This window comes from Pseudomonas sp. GM79 (assembly GCF_000282495.1).
Lineage (GTDB): Bacteria > Pseudomonadota > Gammaproteobacteria > Pseudomonadales > Pseudomonadaceae > Aquipseudomonas.
Genome location: NZ_AKJE01000041.1, coordinates 19,974 through 46,674, shown reverse-complemented (window position 1 = coordinate 46,674; position 26,701 = coordinate 19,974). Strand labels below are relative to the sequence as shown.

Genomic DNA, 26,701 nt, shown 5'->3' with positions numbered 1-26,701 from the left:
TCGACCACCTCGATGGTTTCCAGGTAAATCTTGCGCAAACACAGCCTTTGAATCGAAAGCAAAGGGTGTTGCCAAGCTCACTTACTCTGACCGAACCAGCCTGCAAATTGATCAGGATCTTCACCCCGGGCCCAGAACCTTTGCCCTTGATGTGTTGCCTGCCCTCCTAAGTACCTACCTGCCAGCCCAAGCGCGCCAATTTATCAGCGCTTCAAACTGGCTGCTTTGTTCCAGTCGGGTTCTTCGTTCGACCAATGGTGGTCGTCGTCACTGGAACGTTTTAACTTTGCACGGTTCTTATCCGTGTCGCTTGTAGGAACACCAATTATGTCCACTCAAATCCACACTCAGGATGCCATTCGCACCCTAACCAACGCTTTTGCTCCAATGAACTGCCTGATTATGGCCGCTCGCAAAGGCTGCTTCAGCTTCACTCTGGTCAACGAACACGGCATCGCTCGTCATAGCGAACGCCTGTACCCTGATCAATACTCCAGCGCAGAACCGCTGCAGGCTGTGATCGAGCGTACTCGCCAGGCACTGGTTGCCTGAGACGCCAGAAAAGCTGAAAACCTAAAAAGCCCTGCTGAAAAGCGGGGCTTTTTATTGCCCGATGTTTCTCATTTCGTAACCTGCGGCTAAGCACCAACCGATATAACGGTTATAACTCGAAGCTGGAAATATTTTAAAAACAGTCCTTTACAGCGAAATAATGACACTACACTTCAACTCAAGCGGCTTGATCCGCTTGCGGCGAGCCTGAATCGATCCAACTGCTGCCAAGGCCCTTCAGGTATCGCCGACCACTTCCTGTTTCGAGGGCTTTATGGGAATCGCTGCCAGCGAACTGTGTCGTTATGTGATCCGTCCGACGTTGATCTACCTCGGACGCCATAGCGCAACTGCCGAATCCCTGCTACTGGGCATCGCCGCCAGTCAGTCAGCCCTTGGTTCAGCCCTGCATGACCGCCGTGGACACGGCCTGTACCGAATCACCGAACCCCGCCACCAGGCCCTGTGGGATCACTATCTGGCCCTGGACCCGGATCGGGCAAGCCTGGTCCGCGGCCTTGCCAGCCAGCATGCTTTTCTCAGCGGGCCGCATCTGGAATTGACCGTCAACCTGCGTTACGCCACCGCCATTGCCTGGCTGCTGGTAGAAGAACAGAACACTCCCCTCCCCGCCTCCGATGACTTGTTGGGAATGGCCCGAATCTGGCGCCAGACTTTCCAGCCCCAAGGTCGTCTGCGAGATTTCACCTACGCGTGGCAAACCTGTGTTTCATCGTTGAATCAGGTCGCCTGCTAAGCCACCCATTTCCGAAAATCGCACAACAGGTAGCGATTTTGGTCGGATTGTCCTACAAAACCGCTCTAACTCAAGCGTTACAGGCTATAGCGCCCAGACGAAAATCTTGGTAATTTCCGCCCCGGTGATCACCAGGAATTCTAATAATGAAAAAAGTAATGCTCAAAACCACCATTAGCCTCGCCGTTGCCATGGCATCCACCCAACTCTTCGCAAGTGGCTTCGCGCTCAACGAACAAAGCATCAGCGGGATGGGGACAGGTTTTGCCGGGCGATCTTCATCTGCCGACGACGCATCTACAGTTTTTGGTAACCCTGCCGGCATGTCTCGCCTCAAGCGCGAACAAGTGAGCGGTGGTGTTGCATTTATCGACGCACACGCTGATATCAGTGATGCGAGCTCCAGCCCGAATAGTGGCACCAACAAAGGTGACATGGTCCCTTTCATGGGCGTGCCCATGGGCTACTACGTAAAGCCAATCGATGACCAGTGGGCATTCGGTTTCGGCGTCTACGCTCCATTCGGCCTGGTGACCGACTACGAGAACGGCTTCGCCGGCAAATACTTCGGCAGCAAGAGCGAAGTCAAAATCGTGACTCTCCAGCCAACCGTCAGCTACGCCTTCAACGACAAGGTGTCGATCGGTTTTGGTCCGACCATCAACCACATTTCCGGCACTCTGGAATCGAACCTGTCGATCACTCAGGCCGCGCCGGACGGCAAGGTCAAGATCGAGGGTGACGACACCGCGCTGGGTTACAACATCGGCGTGCTGGTTCAAGCCACCAACAGCACGCGCGTCGGCCTGACTTACCACTCGAAAGTGAAGTACAAGCTCGAAGGCGACACCAAGGTCAATTACAACCTCCTCGGTGCCGTTGGTCAGAACCCGAACCAGAAGTACGATGCGTCGCTGGACATCACCACGCCTGAATCGGTCGACTTCTCGGTCACTCATCAACTGGATGACCAGTGGACGCTCTACGCAGGTAGCACCTGGACTCGCTGGAGCCGCCTGAAAGAAATCACCGTCGAAAACAAAGGCGTTCCGGCCCTCCTCAATGGCCAGTTCGGTACCATCACCGAAGAGCAGAACTGGCACGACACCTGGGCGCACGCCATCGGCGCTTCGTACCAGTTGAACAAACAATGGGTTCTGCGTACCGGCCTGTCCGTTGACCAGGCACCGACCAATAACGAAAACCGGTCCCCACGCATTCCGACTGGCGATCGCAAGATTTTCAGCCTTGGCGCTGGTTGGAGCCCGACCGACGACCTGACCATCGACGTAGCGTACTCGTACCTGCGCGAAGAGTCGGTCAAGGTCAACAACAGCAACGGCCGTCAGAACTACAGCGCAGAGTATGAAAACTATGCGAACGGTTTCGGTGTTGGCGCGACATACCGTTTCTGATGATTCACGGCGACTCCCTCGCCGCCTGAATTGAAAAAGCCCCGCGCTCTTGTACAGAGGCGGGGCTTTTTAGTGCGTGTCGATCAGGGTTTCGATGCGAGGGCTTTCTCCACCGCCTCGATGAACTCAGGATTATCCGGCTTGGTCAGGCTGGAGAAATTGGCGATCACCTTACCTTGGCGATCGACCACGTACTTGTAGAAATTCCACTTCGGCGAACCGCTTTGTTCAGCGAGAACCTTGAACAAATGCGTTGCGTCATCGCCGCGGACTTTCTGCGGCTCGGTCATGGTGAAAGTCACGCCGTAGTTCACGTAACAAACCTTGGCAGTCTCTGCGCCATCCTTGGACTCCTGCTTGAAGTCATTGGACGGCACACCAACCACTTCAAGCCCTTGATCCTTGTAACGCTGATACAGCGCCTCAAGGCCTTTGAATTGCGGAGCGAAGCCACAGAAGCTCGCGGTATTGACCACCACCAGCGGCTTACCGGCGAAGCGCTGGCACAGATCGATGGATTCCTTGGCGCGCAGCTTGGGCAAAGAGCCTTGTAGCAACTCCGGGCATTCTGCCGCCTGGGCCAGCCCGGTAAAAGCCATCAACAATGCGGGAACTGCAAGCCAACGCATCAGCATGTCGGTGCATCCTTGAACAATCGTCAGAAAACGAAATTACTCGCCTTCGCCGCTCGCTAGCAAGCACCCATGCCCAGCTGCATCAATGCCAGGCCACCCTGATGCCAGCCCCACCATGCCAGGGCCAGCAACAATATCCCGACGCCGATAGCAGCCATCTGCGGCCAGAGACTGTTCATGCAGCACTCATCCGGGTTTGCAGACGCGCCACCGGCTGCTCGCGCACCGGCCAGTTCAGAGCTGCGGCCACCAGACTCAAGAGAATCGCCACTTGCCAGATCAAGTCATAACTCCCGGTTCGGTCATACACCACCCCACCCAACCAGCCGCCGAGGAACGAGCCGAGCTGATGGAAGAGGAAAACGATCCCACCGAGCATGGACAAATTTCGTACACCGAACAAGGTCGCCACCGTGCCATTGGTCAAGGGCACCGTCGACAACCAGAGAAACCCCATGGCCATGCCGAACAGATAAGCCGTGACCTGAGTGACCGGCGCCCAGAGGAACAGCACAATCACCACCGCCCGCAATAGATACAAACCGGTGAGCAAGCGCGGCTTGGACATCCGCCCGCCGAGCCAGCCAGCGGTGTAGGTGCCGAAAATATTGAACAGACCGATCAGCGCCAGCACCGTGGTGCCGACGGAGGCTGGCAAGTGCTGGTCCACCAGATAAGCCGGCAAGTGCACGCCGATGAACACCACCTGAAAACCGCAGACAAAAAAACCGAACGCCAACAGCCAGAATCCTGAATGGGAACAGGCTTCGCGCAGCGCTTCAGAGAGGGTTTGCTCGTGTCCGAGAACCGGCAGCGGCTTGTCCTTGAGCATGCTCACCAGCGGCACGATCAGCGCCACCACCAGGCCCAACACCAGCAATGCCGCAGACCAGCCAAGCCAGCCGATCAACCCCAGCGTGCCGGGCAACATGGCGAATTGACCGAAAGAACCGGCGGCGCTGGCGATGCCCATGCCCATGCTGCGTTTTTCCGGTGGCACGGCACGGCCGACCACGCCGAGGATCACCGAGAACGAGGTGCCCGACAGGCCGATGCCAATCAACAGCCCGGCGCTCAAGGACAAGGTCACCGCCGAATCGGACAGCCCCATGAACACCAGACCCAGGGCGTACAGAACACCACCGATCAACACCACCTTCGCAGCGCCAAAGCGGTCGGCCAGTGCGCCGGTGAATGGCTGCGCCAGGCCCCAGATCAGGTTCTGCAAAGCAATGGCGAAGGCAAACACCTCGCGGCCCCAGCCGAACTCGGCACTCATAGGCGCCAGAAACAGCCCGAAACCGTGTCGCACCCCCAAGGACAACGCCAGAATCAGCGCACTCCCCAACAGCACCCAACCGCATGTACGCCACATCGATGTCATTGTTGTTCTCCGGTAGCGGGTATATACCCGCTTAAGATCGAACAAACTGGCCTCAAGCCAGTTCGTCCAGCAGTTTCAGCAAGGTTTCACGCTTCTCGGCACCCAGACGGTCGATCAACCGCTGCTGCGCCGCTTCCCAGGCTGGCAACGCCGCCGCCAGGCGTTCGCGCCCTGTCTCGGTGAGCAGGACGATGCGATTGCGCATGTCCTCACCCTCGATCAGTGTCACCAGACCTTCGCCCTCCAGCACCCGCAGATTGCGCCCCAAGGTGCTGCGATCCAGGCCCATGGCCTCGGCCAGAGACGAGATGCTCGGCTGATCCAGACGCTGCAGATTGCACAGCAGAGAATACTGGGCAACGTTGATCCCGAAGCCGTCGAGGGCGCCGTCGTAGTGCCTGCTGACGCCACGAGCGGCGCGACGCAGGTTAGTGCACAAACATTGAGAAGGAAGCATAGTGCGTGTATATACCCGCGGTTAAATGAATGCAAATTTTTTGATACATATTACCCATAGGAGCGAGGCTTGCCCGCGAAGGCGGCGGCACAGCCAACATTGATATCGACTGACACTTCGCCTTCGCGGGCAAGCCTCGCTCCTACAGGGGTTCAGAGCAGTGCAAGCCCCACCAGCACCGCCACTTCCAGCAATTCCAGCAACGCCCCCGCGGTATCGCCCGTCGTCCCGCCCAATCGTCGCACCATCACTTGCCGCAACCAGACAAACATCGCTGCCGCCAGTGCAAGCGCCCATACGGCGCTGAAGCCAGCCATCAGCACACAGGCCAAAGCACTGATCGCCAACACCTGTTTGCCGGCCAAACGCGGCAGATGATCGGCCAGCGCCTGCCCCAGCCCACCGGGACGCACGTAAGGTGTGGAGAGGAATAAGCCCAGTAACGCGCTGCGGCTAATCAATGGAACGATGATCAGGATCACACTGTGCTGCTGCTCGATCAACGCCAGCAACGCGGCAAACTTGAGCAGCAATACCAAGATTAGCGTCACCACCGCGATAGGCCCGCTGCGCGGGTCTTTCATGATGGTCAAGGTGCGTTCACGGTCGCCGTAACCCCCGAGCCACGCATCGGCGCTATCGGCCAGGCCATCCAGGTGCAATGCCCCGCTGAGCACGACCCAAACACTCAGCAGCAGTGCGGCGTGAAGCAATAATGGCGCGCCCAGCAATAGCCAGTTCAGCCCCCACAGAATGGCGCCGAACAGCAAACCGACCAGCGGATAAAACAGCAGCGACCGGCCCAATTCCTCGGGCGTCGGCATACCCGGCAAACGAATCGGCAGGCTGCTCAAAAATTGCAGGGCGATCCAGAACGGCAACATGGTCAGATCGCTTCCCTTAACAAGACGCCGGGTTCGACCGACAACGAGAACAACGCACCGTGGCCAACTTCAACGTTGAGCAACTGCTCACGCGGCAATCCGCGCGCTTGAGCCAGCAACAAACGCATGACGCCGCCATGGCTGATCAGCAAGATTCGCTCACCCGCATAGGCCGTGTGCAGCCGTTCGATGGCCGCCAACACCCGCGCTGAAAAGTCCGCAACCGGCTCACCCTCGGGCGGCGTGAACGAATAAGGATCGGCCCAGAACAAGCCCAACGCCTCGGCGCTGGTCTCCATCAGCGCCGCCGCGCTCTGCCCTTCCCAGGCGCCGAAGTGCAGCTCTTGCAGGTCCTTATCCAGCTGCACTGGCAACCCCAGTTGCACCCCAAGCTCGTCCGCAAAGCGTGCGCAACGCTGCAACGGCGAACTGACCAGTCGATCCCAGGGCCCCTGCTCGATCACCGCGGCGCGCATCTGCGCCCAACCCTTGCCGGTCAGCGCATCGTCGAGGCTGCCGCGTAAACCGCCGCCGAGTTCGGTTTCGCCATGGCGCAACAGGTCCAGGCGCAAGGTCATGCCGGGCGATCCGCCACTGCGGCTTCGGCGAACGTCGCCATCTGCCCGTGCAGGTCGCAGGCCAGACGCAACAATGGCACGGCCAACGCCGCACCACTGCCCTCGCCCAGTCGCAGGCCAAGGTCCAGCAACGGTTCGGCGTTCAGGGTTTCGAGCACATGGCGATGGCCTGGCTCGGCGCCGCGATGACCGAACAGCAACCACTCACGGCAGGCCGGATTCAAACGCACCGCCACCAGCGCAGCGACACTGCAAATAAACCCGTCGACCAACACCGCGACACCTTCCTGAGCACAGGCCAGGTACGCGCCGACCAGCGCAGCGATTTCGAAACCGCCGAGGTTGAACAAAGTTTGCAGCGCATCGCTACGCTGAGCGCCATGCAACGCCAAGGCACGTTCAATGACTTGGGCTTTATGGCTGACACCCGCCGCGTTCAATCCGGTGCCCGGGCCAGCCAGATGCACCACCGGGCAATCGAGCAACGCACAGGCCAACGCGCTGGCCGCAGTGGTGTTGCCGATGCCCATTTCGCCACCGATGAACAACTGCGCGCCGGCTGCGATGGCGCGCTGCACACTGTCGCGGCCGGCCTGCAAGGCGAGTTCACCCTGGGCCTGAGTCATCGCCGGCCCCTGAACGAAATTCGCCGTGCCCGGGCCGATGTTCAGGTGACGCACACCCGGCAGGTTCAACGACGGCGTCACGGTGCCGAGGTCGACCACTTCCAGGGAAGCCCCCAACTGCCGCGCCAACACGCTGATCGCCGCGCCACCGCTGACAAAGTTGAGCAGCATCTGCCCGGTGACTTCCTGCGGAAATGCCGACACGCCTTCAGCAACCACACCATGGTCACCGGCAAAAATCGCAATCCACAGCTGATCGAGCGTCGGTTTGACCTGCCCCTGCAACCCGGCCAGTTGCACCGCCACCGATTCGAGCCGGCCGAGTGAGCCCGCGGGTTTGGTCAGTTGCTGTTGACGCGCCTGCGCCTGTTCGACCGCTTGCGCGTCGATGGGCTTGCACGGGTTCAGCCACCAGGCGTGAGTCATAACGCAGTTCCTTTCAAAGTCAGGGGCAGGCCGGCAACGGTCAGGACGACTCGCTGACAGCACTCGGCCAAGGCTTGATGCAGCCAACCGGCTTCATCGACATAGCGGCGAGTCAATTCGCCCAACGGCACGACACCCATCCCGGTCTCGTTGCTGACAAAAATGATTTCACCCGGCAATGACGCCAGGCAGTCCAGCAGGGCTTCGCGCTCGGCCGACAAGCGCTCGGCATCGTCGAGCATCAGCAGATTGGTCAGCCACAGCGTCAGGCAATCCACCAGCAAGCAACGATCGGCACTGGCGCTTTCGCGCAGCACGCGGGCCAGTTCCAGCGGTTCTTCGATCAATGCCCATTCGGCCGGACGACGGGCGCGGTGATGGGCCACCCGTTCGTTCATTTCACCGTCATGAGATTGGCTGGTGGCGATGTAGGTGGCTATATAAGTGACTTGGAGCTGACTGTCTGTCGCCAGTTTTTCAGCCAGACGGCTTTTGCCGGAGCGGGCGCCGCCGAGGATCAGTTGCAGCATGGTTTATTCCTTAAAATGTGCGGTGAGGCCACTTCAGTCTTCGCGAGCAAGCCCGCTCCCACAGGGGGAATTGTATTGGTCACAAAGTGGCGTAACACCTCACATACAATGTGGGAGCGGGCTTGCTCGCGAAGAGGCCAGCACATTCACTCTAAAAACCGCAGAGCTCACGCAACAGCGAAGTATCCAGATGCTTCTCCACCAGATCCGCCAACCGTTCGATATCGCGCTCGCGCAAAGCGTGGTAATCGACCTCCTGCACATCCTGCAACCCGGCCCAGCGCAACAGCGCACTGCACGCCGCCGGTGACTCGAACAGCCCATGCAAGTACGTGCCGAATATCTGCCCATCAACACTTTGCGCGCCATCGCAGCGACCATCGTCGAGCTGCACGGCGGCAATTTCCAGCGCCGCCCCGGTGGTCACGCCGGCATGAATTTCATAGCCACTGACCTGCGCATTTTCCAGTGCCAAGCGCCCACGCACATTGCGCAACTGCTTTTCTTCTTCGAGCTGCGTTTCGAACGCCAGCAGGCCCAAGCCAGCACTGGAACCCGGCGCGCCTTCGAGGCCCAGCGGGTCGTGCACCTGCTCGCCGAGCATTTGCAGACCGCCGCAGATCCCCAGCACTTTTCCGCCGTAGCGCAAGTGCCGCGAGATCGCCGTGTCCCAACCGTTGGCCCGCAGGTACGCAAGGTCGCTGCGCACGCTTTTCGAGCCGGGAAGAATGATCAGGTCGGCCGGCGGAATCGCCTGACCGGGGCCGATGAATTGCAGGTCCACTTGCGGATGCAGGCGCAGCGGATCGAAATCGGTGTGGTTGCTGATACGCGGCAGTACCGGCACCACCACTTTCAATACTTGATCGGCCTTGTCGGTCTGACGCTGATCGAGACCGTCCTCGGCCTCAAGATGCAGGTCCATCACATAAGGCAAAACGCCGATCACCGGTTTGCCAGTGCGCTCTTCCAGCCAGTCGAGGCCTGGTTGCAGCAAGGCGATGTCGCCGCGAAACCGGTTGATGATGAAGCCTTTGACCCGCGCCTGTTCGCTGGGGGACAGCAGCTCCAGCGTACCGACCAAATGCGCGAAAACTCCACCGCGATTGATGTCGGCAATCAGCACGACCGGGCAGTCCACCGCCTCGGCAAACCCCATGTTGGCGATGTCGCCGGCCCGCAGGTTGATCTCTGCCGGCGACCCCGCCCCTTCGACCATCACCACCGGATACGCCGCACTCAAACGCTCATGGGAGGCCAGCACCGCTTGCATGGCGATGGCTTTGTAGTCGTGATAGGCAACCGCGTTCATCGTCGTGACCGCGCGACCATGAATGATCACTTGGGCGCCGGTATCGCTATTGGGTTTGAGCAGCACCGGGTTCATGTCGGTGTGCGGTTCAAGGTTGGCGGCCTGGGCCTGCACCGCTTGAGCGCGACCGATCTCGCCACCGTCAGCAGTCACCGCGCTATTGAGAGCCATGTTCTGCGGCTTGAACGGCACGACACTCACGCCCTGGCGCGTGACCCAGCGACACAGCGCCGTCACCAGCGTGCTTTTACCGGCGTCGGACGTGGTGCCCTGCACCATCAACGTTGTCATGGGTTTTCCTTGGCATAGGTTTGCAGGGCTTGTTCGAGGCGTGACCAATCCGCCTCATCCGCCGGCAAGCCAAACCGCACGCTGCTGTTGTGGGTGAACAACCGCAGCAGAATGCCGCGCCGGGCCATGAATTCATGCAGCGCTTCGGCGCACTCGGTGATCAGCCATTGGAACAATGCGCAGCCGCCCTGAGGTTTGAAACCGTACTGCTCAAGCAGCAACGCCAGACGCTCGCCGGCCTCGTCAGTACGAATGCGCTGTCGGGTGTGCCCGTCCGTATCCGTCAGGCACGCCTGACCCAGCACTCGGGTCGGACCGCTTACCGCCCAAGGCCCGACCTGTTCGGCCAGCAGCTTGAGCAACTTGCGCTCGGCCAGCACAAACCCCAGTCGCACACCGGCCAGGCCGAAGAATTTGCCGAAGGAGCGCAGCACGATCAAACCGATCTGATTGGCAAACGGCGCCAGACTCAAATGCGGGGTGTTGTCCATGAACGCCTCGTCCACCACCAGCCAGCCTCCGCGCTGGGCCAGCCGCGCATGCCAATCCAGCAGGCGAGCCGGAGTCAGGCTCAACCCGGTGGGATTGTTCGGGTTGACCACCACCAGCACGTCGAGACTGTCGAGAAAGAAATCGACTTCCGACTCCAGCACTTCACGCACGATGTACCCGTTGCGACGCCAGGCTTCGGCGTGTTCGGCGTAACACGGCGACAGCACGCCGACCTTGCCGGCCCGGCGCAAACGCGGCAGCAATTGAATCGCCATTTGCGACCCGGCCACCGGCAACACCTGAGCCGCACCGTAATAGTCGCAGGCAGCCTGCTCCAGACCGTCATCGGTTTCCGGCAGCCGCGCCCAGGCCCGCAGCGGGATGTCCGGGACCGGGAATGGCCAAGGCGCCAGGCCACTGGACAGGTCGAGCCAATCGGCTTCGGCAATGCCGTATTCAAGCGCCGCCTTGCGCAAGCGGCCACCGTGTTCAAGCATAGAATTCAGCCCCCACGCAGAGAATCAGCAGCCATAACCATACCCCGCGCTGGACCAATTGCCAGCCACGGTCGATGGAATCGGCATCCGCCGGCACGCCTTCGCCCAATTGCGGACGCTGATGCAGTTCACCGTGATAAATCGCCGCCCCGCCCAACTCGACACCCAGCGCGCCAGCACCGGCCGCCATCACCGGCCCGGCATTCGGGCTGTCCCAGGTCGGGCCCTGGGTACGCCAGCACTTCAGCGCCAGTCGGGTTTTACCCAGCAGCGCGTAGGTCAACGCCACCAGGCGTGCAGGAATGTAGTTCAGAACATCATCGATCTTCGCCGCGGCCCAACCGAAACGTTCGAAGCGATCGTTGCGATAACCCCACATCGCATCGAGGGTGTTGCTCAGGCGATAGAGCACCACGCCGGGCGCACCCGCCACGGCAAACCAGAACAGCGCGGCGAATACCGCATCACTGCCGTTCTCCAGCACCGACTCGGTGGCGGCGCGGGCGACTTCGGTTTCATCCAGTTCGCTGGTCTGACGGCTGACCAGATAACCAACACGTTTGCGCGCCTCGATCAGATCATCGCCGCGCAGGGCCTTGGCCACCGGCTCGACGTGCTCGCCGAGACTGCGCATGCCGAGGGCACAATAGAGCAAGAGAATCTCGACAATCCAGCCAACGTAAGGCGCCCAGGAAAGTGCGGTGGCCAACAAGGTCAGCGGCACGACCGCCATCACCCAGGCCGTAACCCCGTGACTGCGCCAGCCGCGGCCACCGGAGTTGAAACGTTGCTCGATGCGATCGGCAAAACGACCGAACGCCACCAGCGGATGCCAGCGTTTGGGTTCACCCAGCAGCGCATCCAGCGCGACCGCGGCGACACTCAACAACGCCACACTCATTGACTCACTCCCCAATAATTTTCATACAGCAATTCGCTGAGTGGACGCGCCTGCGCCCAGCCTTCAAGTACCAGCATCGGCGCCGGATAGAATTCCTTGACCGGCCCCAGGCAAAGAACAGCCAAAGGCTTGGCCCCGGCCGGTAAGCCCAACAAGTCCGCCAGGGCTTGTGGCTCGAACAGCGACACCCAGCCCATGCCCAGGCCTTCGGCGCGGGACGCCAGCCAAAGGTTCTGGATGGCGCAGGACAGCGAGGCCATATCCATTTCCGGCAGCGTACGACGGCCGAAAATGTGCCGTTCACGATCGTCCATCAGCGCGGCAACCAGTACCTCGGCGCAGTCGTTGATGCCTTCGACCTTGAGCTTCATGAATTCGTCGGAGCGCTCGCCGAGGGCTTCGGCGGTGCGGATGCGTTCGTCTTCCACCAGCTGTTGGATCTTGCCGCGCAATGCCCGATCGCTGATGCGGATGAAACGCCAGGGTTGCATCAGGCCGACACTCGGCGCTTGGTGCGCGGCTTCGAGCAGACGCCTCAGTAACTCGGGTTCGACCGTGCCGCCGCTGAAGTGCCGCATGTCGCGGCGCTCGGCGATGGCTCGGTAAACGGCTGCGCGTTCGGCTTCGGAAAATGTGTTGTTCGTCATGGTCTCTTCGCGAGCAAGCCCGCTCCCACATTTGAATTGCATTCCCCTGTGGGAGCGGGCTTGCTCGCGATGGCGTCCTCAAGGTCAGGCACAAACAACGCAGCAATCGCCGATGGATTGGACGGAAAATAAAAGTGCACATAAGAAGCCGTCATCCGCCCCTCACGATAAACCGCCTCCGCCCCTCGCCCGCCATTGGGGCTCAAACCTCGAGCAATCGGCTCAAGCCCGGTGCTGGTCAGCGAGTGGTGATAGGTGTGCCCACGCAGCGAACCTTCCGGCAATTCGACCGCCTGCAAGGCCAACGCGGCAAGACGCTTCTGCATCACCGCCTCACCGGCCAGCAAGCCAACCAGTTCAGCGCGAGTGCCCTCGACATCGGTCAAGGAATCCAGCAGATACAGCATGCCGCCACACTCGGCCAGCAACGGTTTGCCCGCCGCGTGGTGAGCGCGGATCGCGGTCAGCATCGGCGTGTTTTGCGACAACGCTACATGGTGCAATTCGGGGTAGCCGCCCGGCAGATAGAGGCTGTCTGCCTCAGGTAACTCGCTGTCGCGGATCGGCGAAAAGAAAGTCAATTCGGCGCCCATGGCCCGCAGCAGATCCAGGCTCGCGCCGTAGGTAAACGCGAAAGCTTCGTCCCGGGCCACGGCAATCCGAACACCGGCCAGCAACGGTTCGGCTGCGATCATTTCAGGCGCGGCGAATTCCACGGCTGGCGGCAGCGCCACATCGCAACTGCTGGCCAGTGACTCGGCCGCTGCATCGAGACGCAGGTCGAGATCGTTCAATTCGCTGGCCTGAACCAGGCCGAGATGCCGACTTGGCAATTCGATGCCGGTCTCCCGGGACAGCGCGCCATACCAGCGCAAGCCTTCAGTCAGGCTGCCTTCGAGCAACTGCGCATGGCGCACGGTGCCGACCCGGTTGGCCAGCACACCGGCAAAAGGCAAATCCGGCTGATAGCGTGCAAGACCCAGGGCCAGCGCGCCAAACGTCTGCGCCATCGCGGTGCCGTCGATCACGCCGAGCACCGGCACACCGAAGTGCCGCGCCAGATCGGCGCTGGACGGCGTACCGTCGAACAGCCCCATGACGCCTTCGATGAGGATCAGATCGGCTTCGCCAGCGGCCTCCCACAATAGACGCCGACTTTCTTGCTCGCCGACCATCCACATGTCGAGTTGATAGACCGGTGCACCGCTGGCGCGCTCGAGAATCATCGGGTCGAGAAAATCCGGGCCGCATTTGAACACGCGAACCTTGCGCCCCCGATTGCGATGCAAACGGGCAAGCGCGGCGGTGACGGTGGTCTTGCCCTGACCGGAGGCCGGTGCGGCGATCAGTACCGCCGGGCATTGACGATGGCTATTCATAAAGTGCAGTTCACAACTCGACGCCTTTTTGCGCTTTGATTCCGGCCTGGAAGGCGTGCTTGATCATGCCCATTTCAGTGACGGTGTCGGCCAGTTCGATCATCTCGGGCTTGGCGCCGCGACCGGTGACCACCACGTGCTGCATCGGTGGACGGGCCTGCAAGTCGCTGAGCACCTGATCGAGATCAAGGTAGCCGTGCTTGAGGGCGATGTTCAACTCATCAAGCACCACGAGGCCAATGGCCGGATCACGCAGCAGTTCCCGGGACACCGCCCAGGCGGCTTCGGCGGCGGCGATGTCGCGCTGGCGATCCTGGGTTTCCCAGGTAAAGCCCTCGCCCATCACATGAAAACGCACCTGCTCCGGGAAGCGCCGGAAGAACAGCTCCTCGCCAGTGCTGGTGCGCCCCTTGATAAACTGCACCACGCCGCATTGCATGCCGTGGCCCATGGACCGCGCAAGCATGCCGAACGCCGAGCTGCTTTTGCCTTTGCCGTTACCGGAAAGCACCAGCAGCAAACCGCATTCATTCGGCGAGTTGGCGATGCGTTCGTCGATCACCGCTTTTTTGCGCAGCATGCGCGCCAGATGGCGTTCGTCACGATCGGGGGTATCAGTCATGGGGGAGCTCTCCGTTGAGGCTGGATAACGGCGGGCAGGCACAAGAATAGACGGCAAGAAGCCTGGCATCGCCCACCGTGATGCCGTTGGATGAATCAGGCCGGTCTCCGGGCTCATGAGCGGCTTGCGCCTGACTGCGCGCCTTCCCATGTCGACAGTCGACACAGTGGCTCAAGGCGCAGCTTTTACTCATTTACCGTTGCGGGGGCAGCGCCGGGATCATGATCATTCTTCGCTGGAAGAAATTCACTCACCGGCTTCCCTGTTTCACTCTGTCGACCAAGGTCACAGAGCACCTGAAACAAGCCGCGAAGGTTAGAGGGTTGGGGGTGGAGCGTCAATTAAAGCCGGGGCGCCGCTGAGCGAATAACTGCCGTCGATCAATTAACTGACGCCAATCTTGTGCCACACTGTCAGCAGTGATATCAAAGAGCCACAACCTGACAACACAATAACAAGGGTGAGCCACATGCAAGGCATGATCATCAGCAATCCGAAGCTGGAATTCCTGCGACCGGTGCTGGAACGCTGGTTTGACTGTATCGACCGCTACAACACCGTGCGCGGCGATAACGATACACCTTACTGGTACGACGAAAACGCCAACCTCGGCCTGCTCTCCGCCGCGGCCTGGATGGCAGAAATGGTCACGCTGGCACAGACGTCGACCCGCAAACAGATCGAAGAAGGCGAACGCAACGCCCGCGCCGATCTGTTTATCGCCAGCAGCGAAGAACGCGCGTATCTCCAGGCCACCCAGCGCTGGCCACGGGTCAATAGCCTGAACCTGACTCAGGCACTGGCGGACATCACCAGTGACGCGAAGCGAATCAGCTACGCCAGCGACCTGAAACTCGGCTGTCTGTTTGTCGCGCCACAAAAAGCCCAACACAGTGCCACCCCGGAAGAACTCCAGGACATGGTCGACGACCTGCAAAAGCAACATACCTGCGCCGTGGCCTGGTATTTCCCTTACGCCTACCGCAAGTTGCGCAATGAAGCCGGCAACTACCATCCAGGCATCGCTGTTCTGCTCAAGGAAGCCCGCGGCTGACCGGTTGAACCATCGAACGTCTACGCTTCTCTATGATTACGTCAATGCATTCATAGGGAAGATCAGTAATGCGCAACCCCCAACTCGTTTTCATCATCGCGCTCGCCGGAGGGCTCGCCGCCTGTGGTGAAACCTCCAGCCTGCAAGTCTCGGATGGCACAGGCCCCTCGCCCAAGCTGCCAGAACCGAATAAAACCCTGATCCCGACGGTGAACATCGCCCCGGCGATCGGCTGGCCTGAAGGTAAGAAACCCGTCGCCGCGACAGGGACTCAAGTGGCGGCGTTTGCCGAAGGCCTCGATCATCCGCGCTGGCTCTACGTATTACCAAACGGCGATGTGCTAGTGGCCGAAACCAACGCACCGCCCAAACCCGATGATGGCCAAGGCATTCGCGGCTGGGTCATGGGCAAAGTCATGGGCCGTGCCGGTGCCGGCGTCCCCAGCCCGAACCGCATCACCCTGCTGCGGGACAAGGACCACGATGGCGTTGCTGAAACCCGCACGGTATTCCTGGAAAACCTCAACTCGCCCTTCGGCATGACCCTGGTCGGCAATGACCTGTACGTCGCTGACACTGATCGCCTGCTGCGTTTCCACTATGAAAACGGTGAGACGGCGATCAAGTCGCAGCCCATCAAGGTGGTCGATCTGCCGGGTGGCACGCTGAATCACCACTGGACCAAAAACGTCATCGCCAGCAAGGATGGCAGCAAGCTGTACGTCACCGTGGGCTCGAACAGCAACGTCGGTGAAAACGGCATGGATCAGGAGGAAGGCCGCGCGGCGATCTGGGAAGTGGACCGCGCCACCGGCAACCATCGGATCTTCGCCTCGGGGATTCGCAATCCAAACGGCCTGGCCTGGGAACCGCAGAGCGGCGCACTGTGGACAGCCGTCAACGAGCGTGACGAAATCGGCAGCGACCTGGTGCCGGACTACATCACTTCAGTGAAGGATGGCGGGTTCTACGGCTGGCCCTACAGCTATTATGGCCAGCATGTCGACATTCGCGTCGAGCCGCAAAACCCCGATCTGGTGGCCAAGGCGATTGCACCGGACTACGCGGTGGGGCCGCATACCGCGTCACTGGGCCTGACGTTTGCCGAGGGCAGCAAACTGCCCGCGCCGTTCACCCAAGGCGCCTTCATCGGCCAACACGGCTCGTGGAACCGCAAACCTCATAGCGGTTATAAAGTGATTTTCGTACCATTCACCGCCGGCAAACCGACCGGGCAGCCGGTGGATGTGCTCACTGGCTTCCTCACTGACGACGAAAAAGCCATGGGCCGGCCGGTGGGTGTTGTGATCGATCAGCAAGGAGGCTTGCTGGTGGCGGATGATGTGGGGAACAAGGTGTGGCGCGTGTCCGCGGCTAAATAATGTGATTACTGCAAGACGAAAACCCTGTGGGAGCGGGCTTGCCCGCGATAGCGAAAGCCCAGACTACATCGATGTTGAATGTGCCGGCGTCATCGCGGGCAAGCCCGCTCCCACAGGGGATCAGCGTTACGACAGAGCGTGCGAGCGGCTATGACAACCTACGGATTATGTGCCAAATGCTCAGGTTGCAAGACGCGCTTGGCGCTCAGGTACGCTTTCTGCCAGTAAGCCTTGGACAAGCTGTCCAGCTTGACCGTGCCGCCCGTGGCTGGCGCGTGGACGAAGCGGCCTTCGCCGACGTAGATACCGGCGTGGCTGACCTGGGAGCCGCCATTGGTGGCGAAGAAAATCAGGTCGCCAGTTTGCAGGCCTTCCTTGCCGACACTGGGGGCTTGCATGCCGATCATCTCGCGGGTGGAGCGCGGCAAGGAAATGCCGGCGACATCGCGATAAACGTAACCGATCAGACCGCTGCAATCGAATCCGGAATCCGGCGTGTTGCCGCCCCAGCGATAAGGTGTTCCCACCAGGCCCAGCGCGCGAAACAGCACGTCTTCTGCCGCAGGGGAAAAGGCTTGGGAAGGACCGAAAACAATCGGAGCGCGGACCACCGGCGCAGGTGGCGGTGTACGGCTGGCGCAGGCGCTGAGCAGCACTGCGAAGAATATGAGTGTGAGGCGGGCCGACATCGTCATAAACAGAACATCCTGATCTGGCTGCGGCTTTTTCCACCGAAAAGGCAGAAAAGAAAACCGCCTGCGCAGAACGCAGGCGGTTTGCCATCAATAATAGATCAGGATTCTAGCGGCTACGCGGCAAACTTCAAGTAAGACTTTAAGTTCGCCTTACAAACTGTCCGCTTACTTGCGTGCCGTGACGATAGCCGGGGCCGCAGTCGGCGCCATCGCGAGTGCGCGCTTGGCTTCGATGAAGGTTTTGCTCCAGTAGCTATCGCCCAGACTATCAATCCGGACACCACCGCTTTTGCGGCTGCTGGAGTGGATGAACTGGTTGTCACCCAGGTAGATCCCGGCGTGACTGACACGACCGCGACGACCATTGGTGGCGAAGAACAGCAGGTCACCCGGTTTGAGGGCGCTGCGAGCAACCAGAGGAGCGTCAACATTGATCATTTCGCGGGTGGAGCGCGGCAGGTTCATGCCGGCCTCTTCACGAAACAGATAACCGATGAAGCCGCTGCAGTCGAAGCCGGCCTCGGAGGTGCCGCCGAAACGGTAACGGGTACCGATCAGGGACATGCCACGTTCGAGGATGCTGTCGGCGAGAACCGGAAGCTGGTAAGACTTGCCGCCGGCGAAGTCTGCCAGTTCTTTATCGGTGGCTAGCTCTTCCTGGAAAAGAACGGAAGAAGACTGCGCGGTAACTGAATTTGAAACCTGCTGTTTTGGCTCTTGCTGGGACACTGGAGAGTGGGCAGCGCAACCGAACAACAGGGTGACGAGTGCGAGAGGCACGAGGGGTGCGAAGCGATTTAGCATGGGCACGACCGTGGCTGAAAGTTTCTAAAGAAGCCGCGACTATGCCCGCTATCGACCTCATTTGCAAATTCAATCGATCTGTATGTGACTTTTCGGTTTCTCGTTTACATCTAAGCGCTTAAGCCCATTTTGAACCTTTGCGCAGCCTGCCCTCTTGCAGGAAAGCGGGTTTGTTGACGCCTGGAATATGCCGAAACCTGCGTAAAACCTGGGCTTGATCAGTTTTTTACCAACCCAGCGTTTCTTTCAGGAACGGGATTGTCAGCTTGCGCTGAGCTTGAAGGGAGGCCTGATCGAGACGTTCAAGCAGCTCGAAAAGCGCACTCATGCTGCGGGTCCCACGGGTCAAGATAAAATGCCCGACTTCGTCGGTCAGGTGCAGACCACGACGGGATGCGCGCAACTGCAAGGCACGCAGTTTGTCTTCATCAGAGAGTGGACGCATCTGGAAGATGAGTGCCAGCGTCAGCCGCGACTTGAGGTCTGCCAGCTTCACCGGCAGTTCACGCGGGGACGTCGAGGCGGCGATCAGCAGACGCCGGCCGCTGTCACGCAAGCGATTGAATAGATGAAACAGCGCCTCTTCCCAATCCGCCTTGCCAGCGACTGCCTGCAGATCGTCCAGACAGACCAGTTCGTATTGTTCGAGGTTATCGAGGATTTCAATGCCGCGGTCCAACAACTCGGCCAACGGCAGGTACACCGCCGGCTCCCCCAGTTGTTCGAAGCGCAGACACGCCGCCTGCAACAAATGCGTGCGCCCTACCCCGTCCTTGCCCCAGAGGTAAATCAGGCTTTCCGTCCAGCCAGCGTCGGCTTCGCAGAGCCGCTCGACATAGCCGAGTGCAGCGGCATTGGCGCCTGGGTAGTAATTGATAAAGGTAGCGTCATCACGCAGACGCACACCTAGGGGCAGCTGAATCGGTTTCATGCTGACTGAACAGTTCCAAAGGAACCGTTAGTGGCCTCTGTGTAAAGTTTGCGAAGTTTATACCCGTGGGGCTGGCCGCACAATGCGACAGACCACAAGCAAAATCAAAGGTTTGCGTTAACACACTGGTTTTTTGACAGTTTCTTTGGCGGTGCATGTGACAGCCACACAAGGGAGACGGGCAAACCTGGCACGCAACCAGACTGCCCGCTACGAGCGATCAAAAAACCTTACACCTCGGATTCTTCGACACCGCCGTAGATATCCGAGTCCTTATACAAATCGTGTACGTGACGCACCAGCACCATGATCACCGCCGCCACCGGCAATGCCAACAACACACCGGTAAAACCAAACAGCTCGCCGCCGGCCAGGATCGCGAAGATGACCGCCACCGGGTGCAGGCCGATCCGGTCTCCCACCAGCAATGGTGTCAGGACCATGCCTTCCAGCGCCTGGCCGACCATGAACACCGCGACAATACCGATCATGGGATACAAATCGCCACCGAACTGGAACAGACCGGCAATCAATGCCGCACCAATCCCGATGACGAACCCCATGTACGGCACGATCGCCGCCAACCCGGCAATCAGACCAATCAACAGCCCCAGTTCCAGCCCGACGATCATCAAGCCTGCGGCATAGATCACGCCCAGCGCCAGCATCACCAGCAACTGCCCGCGCACGAACGCCCCGAGTACCTCATGGCATTCTCCCGCCAGGGACATCACGCGCTCTTCACGATCACGCGGCAGCAGGCTGCGGATCTTGGCCATCATCAGATCCCAGTCGCGCAGCAGATAAAAACTCACCACCGGAATCAGCACCAGATTGGCCAGCCAGCCGATCAGTGCAAGACCTGAAGCCGTCGCCTGACTCAGCACCACGCCGACAACGTCGGTGGTCTGGCCCATGTGCTCGCTGAACGCCGCCTTGAGCTTGTCGAACCTCCAGAAACCGTCCGACAACCCCATCTTCGATTGCGCCCACGGCACGGCGGTGTGCTGCAACCAGTCGAGCATTTGCGGCGCCAGTTCATACAAGCGAAACAGTTGCTTGGCGAGCATCGGCACCAACACCAACAGCAACGCGGTGACGAGCAATGTGAACAAGGCAAACACCGCCACCACGCCCCAGGTCCGTGAAAGGCCGTACTTTTCCAGCCGATCCACCAGCGGGTCGAACAGATAAGCCAGCAACAGCGCCACCAAAAAAGGCGTCAGGATCGGGTGCAACAGGTAAACAAACGCGCAAAGCAGGACCACCCCACCGAGCCAGAACCAACGCCGTGTATCGGCCATGTACCACTCCTGCCTCTATATAAAGAAAAACTACCAGCGAAAACGTAACTGTGGTGTCGGTGCCGGGGCTGGCGCTACGGCCGGTGTCGAGCCAGCCGCCACGGGCTGAACAGGCGCCGTCGGAGCCTGCGCCTCACCGGCCGGAATTTCCTGCAACCTGCCCAAGGACAACTGCGCCCGCAGCTGATCGGGGCTGCCGTTGACCCGATAAAGCACGCGGTCGCCGTCGACACTTTGCAGGCGTGCGCCAAAAGGCTCCAGCAAACGCCCGAGCGTCGCATAACGCTCCAGGCTCATTCCCTGCACTTCCAGCAATTGCTCGCTCGAGGCACCCGGTTTGGCGGCAAAACGCGGCGCCAGGCGTTGACTGACAGCCAGCATCACCGCATCGGCCAGCGCAGCGGTATCGGCGCCCTGCACGCTACCGGCTTCTTTCTGATCGCCCAACCATAAACGCCACTTGGCTTGCCATTGGCCACCCTCTTCACGGGCATGCACCGCCAGCAAAGCGTCGGCATTGTAACGGTCGGATGCGTCACGCAACGGCGCCGGGTCTGCACTTTCCAGATTCGGCGCAGTGGCGACAATCTGCTCGTCCAGGTCCGCCAGCGGCAAACGCAGCGGCAGACCACGATGTTGCGCCGCTCGAAGCAGTGGCGTGGCGCTGGCCTGGCCATCGCCGACCAGGCTCGAACCTTCAGTGGAATCGTTCAACCACCAGCCGAGGATCGACGGCCGATTGGCACCCCATACGGCCAACCCGGCACGCCGCAAGGCCTGTTCGGTGGTGGCCGGGTCGAAATCGACTTTCAGCACTTGCGGTGGCCCGGCCTCATAACCGAACTGACTGATGATCTGCTGAGGGTCTTTGCGCACGGTCGCCAACCCCGGGCTCTGCGCCGCCTTGGGGTCGCCAGTCAGACGCAACACCAACGTATCCAGCGCCCGCTGAGTCGCCTGATCGCGCTCCTCCGGTGTCTGGCTGCTGACAGGCTCGCGTACTTGATAGAGGCCTTTGACGGTTTCGGCATGACCGGTCAGGCTGACCATGGTTAAACAGCCCACGAACAAGAATTTAAGAAAACGCATAAAAAGATTCCTGACGACAAGAGCGGCTGGAACAGACCGCGTGAAGATGATTGAACCAAGGGTCTGTTGACCACACGCTCAAGCAAAACATTCACCCGATCCCGGTAAGTTTTCGCACTGTCATAACGATAGACGGTTAACGTCGATACCTTATACAGCCATCCGGGACGCCACCAACACGGGCAATATGGGTTTTTTTAACGCGATATGCCCCTGCCCGTCGGCACGAGGATGGCCGCTGCCCCTCAAGCCTGATAAAATCGCGCGCCTTCGCAGACCGGCAACAGCCGGGCACCCTGAAATTCGCGTACGGCAATTGCCCTTCGCCAGCTTCAGTGGCCCCACTGGACTCGGTCGTTACCCCTGAATCCCCCCTAAAGGCCTGGATCATGAGCAAGCAACCCTCCCTGAGCTACAAGGACGCCGGTGTAGACATCGACGCCGGTGAAGCATTGGTCGAACGCATCAAGAGCGTCGCCAAGCGCACTGCGCGCCCGGAAGTCATGGGCGGCCTGGGCGGTTTCGGCGCCCTCTGCGAAATCCCGGCCGGTTACAAGCAACCGGTACTGGTCTCGGGCACTGACGGCGTCGGCACCAAACTGCGCCTGGCGCTGAACCTGAACAAGCACGACAGCATCGGCATCGACCTGGTTGCCATGTGCGTGAACGACCTGGTGGTCTGCGGCGCCGAGCCGCTGTTCTTCCTCGACTACTACGCCACCGGCAAACTGAACGTCGAAACCGCGACCCAGGTCGTGACCGGCATCGGCGCTGGCTGTGAACTGTCCGGCTGCTCCCTGGTCGGCGGCGAAACCGCTGAAATGCCTGGCATGTACGAAGGCGAAGACTACGACCTGGCCGGCTTCTGCGTCGGCGTCGTGGAAAAGTCCGAAATCATCGACGGTTCCAAAGTCGCTGCCGGCGATGCCCTGCTCGCCCTGCCGTCTTCCGGCCCGCACTCCAACGGCTACTCGCTGATCCGCAAGATCATCGAAGTGTCCGGTGCAGACATCGAAAACATCCAGCTCGACGGCAAACCGCTGACCGACCTGCTGATGGCCCCGACCCGCATCTACGTGAAGCCACTGCTCAAGCTGATCAAGGAAACCGGCGCCGTCAAAGCCATGGCCCACATCACCGGTGGTGGCCTGCTGGACAACATCCCGCGCGTTCTGCCAAAAGGCGCACAAGCGGTGGTTGACGTTGCAAGCTGGACTCGCCCTGCCGTGTTCGACTGGTTGCAAGAGAAAGGCAACGTCGACGAAAACGAAATGCATCGCGTGTTGAACTGCGGCGTCGGCATGGTTATCTGCGTTAGCCAGGAGCACGTTGAAACTGCGCTGAACGTATTGCGTGAAGCTGGCGAGCAGCCTTGGGTCATCGGTCAGATCGCTACCGCTGCCGAAGGCGCGGCCCAGGTTGAACTGAAGAACCTCAAGGCTCATTGATGTCCCAGACCTGTGATGTGGTGGTGCTGTTGTCCGGCACCGGCAGTAACTTGCAGGCCTTGATCGACAGCACGCGGACCGGCGACAGCCCGGCCCGCATCGCTGCGGTGATTTCCAACCGCGCCGACGCCTACGGCCTGCAACGCGCCAGGGACGCGGGTATCGACACCCGCACCCTGGATCACAAGGCTTTCGAAGGTCGCGAGGCCTTCGATGCCGCGCTGATCGAACAGATCGACGCCTTCAACCCCAAACTCGTGGTACTGGCCGGCTTCATGCGCATTCTCAGCGCTGACTTCGTGCGCCACTACGCGGGTCGCCTGCTCAACATCCATCCCTCGCTGCTACCCAAATACAAAGGGTTACACACCCATCAGCGCGCGCTGGAAGCCGGCGACACTGAACACGGCTGTTCCGTGCACTTCGTCACCGAGGAACTCGATGGCGGACCACTGGTCGTACAGGCAGTAATACCGGTAGAGTTGCACGATTCGCCGCAGAGTCTGGCGCAGCGAGTCCATACCCAGGAACACCTGATCTACCCGATGGCCGTACGCTGGTTTGCCGAAGGTCGTTTATCACTCGGTGAACAAGGTGCTTTACTGGATGGACAGTTACTCGCGGCCAGCGGCCACTTGATTCGAACCTAGGAGATTTTATGCGTCGCGCCCTGCTCTTCGCTTGCGCTCTGCTCGCCCTGCCGTTTGCGCAGGCCGCAGACCTACAACCTTTCTCCGCCAGCTACACCGCCGACTGGAAGCAGTTGCCCATGAGCGGCACCGCCGAACGCAGCCTGACCAAGGGCGCCAACGGCGTCTGGAAACTCAGCTTCAAGGCGTCGATGATGATCGCCAGCCTGACCGAAGAAAGCACCCTGACCCTGGACAAGGACACCCTGCTGCCGCAGTCCTACCACTTCGAACGTGGCGGTCTGGGCAAAGCCAAGAAAGCCGACCTGGACTTCGACTGGACCACCAAAATGGTCACCGGCACCGATCGCGGCGACGCGGTCAAGATCCCGCTGAACCGCGGCATGGTCGATAAATCCACTTATCAGCTCGCCCTGCAGCATGACGTGGCCGCCGGCAAGAAAAGCATGAGCTATCAGGTCGTCGACGATGGCGAAGTCGATACCTATGACTTCCGCGTGCTGGGTTCGGAGAAGGTCGACACCAAGGCTGGCCAGATCGATGCAATCAAGGTCGAGCGCGTGCGCGACCCGACACAAAGCAAGCGCATCACCGTGCTGTGGTTCGCCAAGGACTGGGATTACCTGCTGGTTCGTTTGCAACAGGTCGAAACCGACGGCAAGGAGTACAACATCATGCTCCTCGACGGTACGGTCAACGGCAAGACGGTCAAAGGCAGCTGATTCGCAACGACATGAAGGCCCCGCAAACGCGGGGCTTTTTTTCGTCTTGCATTTGGTTGGGCGAGCGCGATCAGCGCACGGTAAAGCGTTGCTGGGCCAGCAGACGGTCGCCCTGGAACACCATGAAGCGCCATTCACCGGGAACGACTTCATGGCTTTCGGTGAACTCGAAGGCCATCAGGTCCTGCGGAGCACCGGGTACCAGTTTTTGAGTGACTTCCAGTTTGTCGTGACGCACGCCATCCGGAGTACGGATGCCCGGCGTGAAATAGAGCAACGTCAGCGGCTGGTCTTCGGCGACCTTGCCGGCCAACTGGTAGCGCATACCAAACTTGGTGCCGAGTTTGGCGGGGACGATTTCGGTTTGCTGGATCTGTTCATTGCTGCGGCGCAAAACTCGCTCGCCCGATTGCAGTTCGGCTTTGGGGCCAGCGAACACGCCGTATTCCACTGGGCCTTCGACGCGGACTTCGGCACTGGCCAGACCACTGACAAACATCATTGTGGCCAGGGCGGTTAAACGGGTGAGGTGCATGGTGCGCTCCTTGATTGAGATGAGCGCGAGGGTATGACGCCGGGGTGACAGGACGATGACAAGTTCAGTGAAATCCTGTAGGAGCGAGGCTTGCCTGCGAAGAACGATGACGCGTAATGCCTGAAAAACCGCGGTGCATTCTTCGCGGGCAAGTCGGATCGCCGCACCGCTCGCTCCTACAGGTACTGCGTTTTAGTCAAATCGCCTGGCAAGAAAGTGGAACGCGAATTTGAAGGGATGCTCTATAACTTCAGGGTCTTTTTTGATCGAATGACTTTTCCCAATGTCTGCGAGGTTTCTTATGACTGTTACCGTCAACACCGTCTCCGCCGAAGGTTTTCGTCACAGCGTCCAGATCGATGATCACGAACTCTTTGCCGATGTGCCGAAAACCTCTGGCGGCGAAGGCACGGCACCTGAACCACACGACTACTTCGACGCAGCACTGGGTGCCTGTAAGGCCCTGACGCTGAAAATGTATGCAAGGAAAAAGGGCATCCCGCTGACGGGCGTCGAGGTTGAGGTCAAGCGCGACAACAGTGAAGAGCAGAAAGGCAAATACGCCCTGCACGTCGAACTCACGCTCAAGGGTGTCCTCACCGACGCCCAGCGTGACGAGTTGCACCGCGTGGCCGACCGCTGCCCGGTACACAAGCTGATGACCACTTCCGACATCAGCATCGAAACCCATCTGTCCGAAGGTGCGTTCAGCCAATAGCGGCAAGGCCTGCGCAAGCGGGTTATGCTCCCTGCGTCACCCGCTCAGCCTGGAATGCACCATGAACACGCCACTCGTGATCCGCCCTCGCGCCGAAGATGTCGAAGGCCAGCCGATTCTTCGCCCGTTGCCGTCAGCCAAATGCCGCAACGTCGGGCCTTTCGTGTTTTTCGACCACATGCTCGAAACCCGTTATCCGGCGGGCAAAGGCATGAACATCCGTCAGCATCCACACATCGGCCTGTCCACCCTCACCTACCTGTTCGAAGGGCAAATCCAGCACAAGGACAGCCTCGGTTCCGATCAGGTGGTGAATGCCGGCGATGTCAGCTGGATGACGGCGGGTAGCGCAATCGCCCACGTCGAACGCACACCCGAACCATTGAAAGACAGCGGCTTTACGATGCACGGCTTACAGATCTGGCTGGCTTCGCCCAAGGATCGTGAACACGGTCCGGGACATTACAGTCACCACCCGGCTGCCACGCTGCCTGTCAGCGATAACCTTGGCGTGAAGATACGGATGATCGCCGGGTCAGGCTTTTGCCTCGAATCGCCGGTCCCGGTGCTTTCTCCTACGCTGTATGCCGAATTGAACCTGCAAACGGCGACCACATTGCTGATTCCCACCGAGCATGAAGAACGGGCACTGTATTTGCTGAGCGGTGAAGCTCAACTGGATGGCGAGCCGCTGGAACCGCACTCGCTGGTGGTGTTGCCGGCCGGGGAAGAGATGACACTGTTCGCCGAGAGCGACTGTCATGCCGTGCTGTTTGGCGGCGCGCCGCTGGATGGACCACGGCGGATCAACTGGAATTTCGTGGCCAGTGATCCGGCATTGATCGATGAAGCACGTCGGCGCTGGGCGGCCGGGGACTGGCCGACAGTGCCGGGGGAAAGTGAGCGGATCGAATTGCCGAAACACCGAAGCCCGCCAACGCCCCTGTAATTGATCGGCTGATCGTTCCCACGCTCTGCGTGGTT

General features: G+C 60.1%; 30 protein-coding genes and 1 riboswitch. Of the genes, 10 read left to right on the top strand and 20 right to left on the bottom strand.

The features are described from left to right. Positions 1–327: 327 nt before the first annotated feature. The 3 genes from PMI36_RS16540 (at position 328) to PMI36_RS16550 (ending at position 2,724) form a co-directional block, all read left to right on the top strand. Complete coding sequence (locus PMI36_RS16540; RefSeq protein WP_007898912.1) at positions 328–552, top strand: hypothetical protein; 225 nt, start codon at positions 328–330, stop codon at positions 550–552. A 274-nt stretch (positions 553–826) separates the two neighbouring features. Further along, positions 827–1,309, top strand: coding sequence for a hypothetical protein (locus PMI36_RS16545; RefSeq protein ID WP_007898914.1), 483 nt, complete (start codon positions 827–829; stop codon positions 1,307–1,309). A gap of 146 nt (positions 1,310–1,455) precedes the next feature. Next, positions 1,456–2,724: an OmpP1/FadL family transporter gene (locus PMI36_RS16550; RefSeq protein WP_008071545.1), complete on the top strand. Its 1,269-nt coding sequence runs from the start codon at positions 1,456–1,458 to the stop codon at positions 2,722–2,724. 83 nt (positions 2,725–2,807) lie between these two features. Here the strand turns inward: PMI36_RS16550 and PMI36_RS16555 are convergent, their stop codons facing one another. The 14 genes from PMI36_RS16555 to cobO all read right to left on the bottom strand — a co-directional run bounded on the left by PMI36_RS16555 (position 2,808) and on the right by cobO (position 14,385). Then, positions 2,808–3,359, bottom strand: coding sequence for a glutathione peroxidase (locus tag PMI36_RS16555; RefSeq protein ID WP_008071543.1), 552 nt, complete (start codon positions 3,357–3,359; stop codon positions 2,808–2,810). A gap of 56 nt (positions 3,360–3,415) precedes the next feature. Further along, complete coding sequence (locus tag PMI36_RS32250; protein WP_008071541.1) at positions 3,416–3,538, bottom strand: hypothetical protein; 123 nt, start codon at positions 3,536–3,538, stop codon at positions 3,416–3,418. Beyond that, a complete protein-coding gene (locus PMI36_RS16560; protein WP_008013905.1) occupies positions 3,535–4,743 on the bottom strand; it encodes an MFS transporter in 1,209 nt (402 codons plus the stop codon). Before PMI36_RS16560 ends, PMI36_RS32250 begins: the two co-directional genes overlap by 4 nt. Positions 4,744–4,795: 52 nt before the next feature. Further along, positions 4,796–5,200 carry a MarR family winged helix-turn-helix transcriptional regulator gene (locus tag PMI36_RS16565; protein ID WP_008071538.1) on the bottom strand — a complete coding sequence of 135 codons (405 nt, stop codon included), beginning with the start codon at positions 5,198–5,200 and terminating at the stop codon, positions 4,796–4,798. A gap of 152 nt (positions 5,201–5,352) precedes the next feature. Beyond that, the gene (locus PMI36_RS16570) at positions 5,353–6,084 is read right to left on the bottom strand and encodes an adenosylcobinamide-GDP ribazoletransferase (RefSeq protein WP_008071536.1); all 732 of its coding nucleotides are present in this window, start codon (positions 6,082–6,084) and stop codon (positions 5,353–5,355) included. 2 nt (positions 6,085–6,086) lie between these two features. Further along, the gene (gene cobC / locus PMI36_RS16575; RefSeq protein WP_008071525.1) at positions 6,087–6,662 is read right to left on the bottom strand and encodes an alpha-ribazole phosphatase family protein; all 576 of its coding nucleotides are present in this window, start codon (positions 6,660–6,662) and stop codon (positions 6,087–6,089) included. Next, complete coding sequence (gene cobT / locus PMI36_RS16580) at positions 6,659–7,714, bottom strand: nicotinate-nucleotide--dimethylbenzimidazole phosphoribosyltransferase (RefSeq protein ID WP_008071523.1); 1,056 nt, start codon at positions 7,712–7,714, stop codon at positions 6,659–6,661. Before cobT ends, cobC begins: the two co-directional genes overlap by 4 nt. Next, positions 7,711–8,244: a bifunctional adenosylcobinamide kinase/adenosylcobinamide-phosphate guanylyltransferase gene (gene cobU, locus PMI36_RS16585; protein ID WP_008071521.1), complete on the bottom strand. Its 534-nt coding sequence runs from the start codon at positions 8,242–8,244 to the stop codon at positions 7,711–7,713. Before cobU ends, cobT begins: the two co-directional genes overlap by 4 nt. Positions 8,245–8,395: 151 nt before the next feature. Next, positions 8,396–9,847 carry a cobyric acid synthase gene (locus PMI36_RS16590; protein ID WP_008071519.1) on the bottom strand — a complete coding sequence of 484 codons (1,452 nt, stop codon included), beginning with the start codon at positions 9,845–9,847 and terminating at the stop codon, positions 8,396–8,398. Then, complete coding sequence (gene cobD / locus PMI36_RS16595) at positions 9,844–10,836, bottom strand: threonine-phosphate decarboxylase CobD (protein ID WP_008071517.1); 993 nt, start codon at positions 10,834–10,836, stop codon at positions 9,844–9,846. The genes PMI36_RS16590 and cobD overlap by 4 nt, the downstream gene beginning before the upstream one ends. Beyond that, a complete protein-coding gene (gene cbiB / locus PMI36_RS16600; protein WP_008071516.1) occupies positions 10,829–11,737 on the bottom strand; it encodes an adenosylcobinamide-phosphate synthase CbiB in 909 nt (302 codons plus the stop codon). Before cbiB ends, cobD begins: the two co-directional genes overlap by 8 nt. Next, a complete protein-coding gene (bluB, locus tag PMI36_RS16605; RefSeq protein ID WP_008071515.1) occupies positions 11,734–12,384 on the bottom strand; it encodes a 5,6-dimethylbenzimidazole synthase in 651 nt (216 codons plus the stop codon). The genes cbiB and bluB overlap by 4 nt, the downstream gene beginning before the upstream one ends. Beyond that, positions 12,381–13,763 (bottom strand): cobyrinate a,c-diamide synthase, encoded by a 1,383-nt coding sequence (locus tag PMI36_RS16610; protein ID WP_008071514.1) that lies wholly within the window; start codon positions 13,761–13,763, stop codon positions 12,381–12,383. Before PMI36_RS16610 ends, bluB begins: the two co-directional genes overlap by 4 nt. A gap of 10 nt (positions 13,764–13,773) precedes the next feature. Next, positions 13,774–14,385 carry a cob(I)yrinic acid a,c-diamide adenosyltransferase gene (gene cobO / locus PMI36_RS16615; protein WP_008071512.1) on the bottom strand — a complete coding sequence of 204 codons (612 nt, stop codon included), beginning with the start codon at positions 14,383–14,385 and terminating at the stop codon, positions 13,774–13,776. Positions 14,386–14,466: 81 nt separating this feature from the next. Next, positions 14,467–14,700: riboswitch (cobalamin riboswitch) on the bottom strand. A gap of 154 nt (positions 14,701–14,854) precedes the next feature. Between cobO and PMI36_RS16620 the strand changes: the two genes are divergently transcribed. Next, positions 14,855–15,439: a hypothetical protein gene (locus PMI36_RS16620; protein WP_008071510.1), complete on the top strand. Its 585-nt coding sequence runs from the start codon at positions 14,855–14,857 to the stop codon at positions 15,437–15,439. A 68-nt stretch (positions 15,440–15,507) separates the two neighbouring features. Continuing rightward, complete coding sequence (locus PMI36_RS16625; protein ID WP_008071508.1) at positions 15,508–16,821, top strand: PQQ-dependent sugar dehydrogenase; 1,314 nt, start codon at positions 15,508–15,510, stop codon at positions 16,819–16,821. A gap of 158 nt (positions 16,822–16,979) precedes the next feature. On the opposite strand, the gene PMI36_RS16630 is transcribed toward PMI36_RS16625, so the two are convergent. The 5 genes from PMI36_RS16630 to PMI36_RS16650 all read right to left on the bottom strand — a co-directional run bounded on the left by PMI36_RS16630 (position 16,980) and on the right by PMI36_RS16650 (position 21,644). Then, positions 16,980–17,516: a C40 family peptidase gene (locus PMI36_RS16630; protein ID WP_008071507.1), complete on the bottom strand. Its 537-nt coding sequence runs from the start codon at positions 17,514–17,516 to the stop codon at positions 16,980–16,982. Positions 17,517–17,681: 165 nt separating this feature from the next. Then, complete coding sequence (locus PMI36_RS16635) at positions 17,682–18,320, bottom strand: C40 family peptidase (protein ID WP_008071506.1); 639 nt, start codon at positions 18,318–18,320, stop codon at positions 17,682–17,684. Positions 18,321–18,546: 226 nt separating this feature from the next. Then, entirely contained in the window at positions 18,547–19,251 is a 705-nt protein-coding gene (hda, locus tag PMI36_RS16640; protein ID WP_007898944.1) for a DnaA regulatory inactivator Hda, read from the bottom strand. Between the two features lie 230 nt (positions 19,252–19,481). Beyond that, positions 19,482–20,555, bottom strand: coding sequence for an AI-2E family transporter (locus PMI36_RS16645; RefSeq protein WP_008071505.1), 1,074 nt, complete (start codon positions 20,553–20,555; stop codon positions 19,482–19,484). Between the two features lie 30 nt (positions 20,556–20,585). Continuing rightward, a complete protein-coding gene (locus PMI36_RS16650) occupies positions 20,586–21,644 on the bottom strand; it encodes a DUF2066 domain-containing protein (protein ID WP_008071504.1) in 1,059 nt (352 codons plus the stop codon). A gap of 389 nt (positions 21,645–22,033) precedes the next feature. Here PMI36_RS16650 and purM point away from each other — a divergent pair, with 389 nt between their 5' ends. The 3 genes from purM to PMI36_RS16665 are packed head-to-tail and all read left to right on the top strand — an operon-like array spanning position 22,034 to position 24,464. Further along, positions 22,034–23,092 (top strand): phosphoribosylformylglycinamidine cyclo-ligase, encoded by a 1,059-nt coding sequence (gene purM / locus PMI36_RS16655; RefSeq protein WP_008071503.1) that lies wholly within the window; start codon positions 22,034–22,036, stop codon positions 23,090–23,092. After that, positions 23,092–23,742, top strand: a complete 651-nt coding sequence (purN, locus tag PMI36_RS16660; protein WP_008071501.1) for a phosphoribosylglycinamide formyltransferase — start codon at positions 23,092–23,094, stop codon at positions 23,740–23,742. The genes purM and purN overlap by 1 nt, the downstream gene beginning before the upstream one ends. 8 nt (positions 23,743–23,750) lie before the next feature. After that, a complete protein-coding gene (locus PMI36_RS16665) occupies positions 23,751–24,464 on the top strand; it encodes a DUF3108 domain-containing protein (RefSeq protein WP_008071499.1) in 714 nt (237 codons plus the stop codon). Between the two features lie 70 nt (positions 24,465–24,534). Here PMI36_RS16665 and PMI36_RS16670 read toward each other — a convergent pair whose 3' ends face one another. Continuing rightward, complete coding sequence (locus tag PMI36_RS16670; RefSeq protein ID WP_008071496.1) at positions 24,535–24,999, bottom strand: DUF3859 domain-containing protein; 465 nt, start codon at positions 24,997–24,999, stop codon at positions 24,535–24,537. A 301-nt stretch (positions 25,000–25,300) separates the two neighbouring features. Here PMI36_RS16670 and PMI36_RS16675 point away from each other — a divergent pair, with 301 nt between their 5' ends. Next, positions 25,301–25,717, top strand: a complete 417-nt coding sequence (locus PMI36_RS16675) for an OsmC family protein (RefSeq protein ID WP_008071495.1) — start codon at positions 25,301–25,303, stop codon at positions 25,715–25,717. Positions 25,718–25,778: 61 nt separating this feature from the next. Beyond that, a complete protein-coding gene (locus tag PMI36_RS16680; protein ID WP_008071493.1) occupies positions 25,779–26,666 on the top strand; it encodes a pirin family protein in 888 nt (295 codons plus the stop codon). Positions 26,667–26,701: the final 35 nt, after the last annotated feature.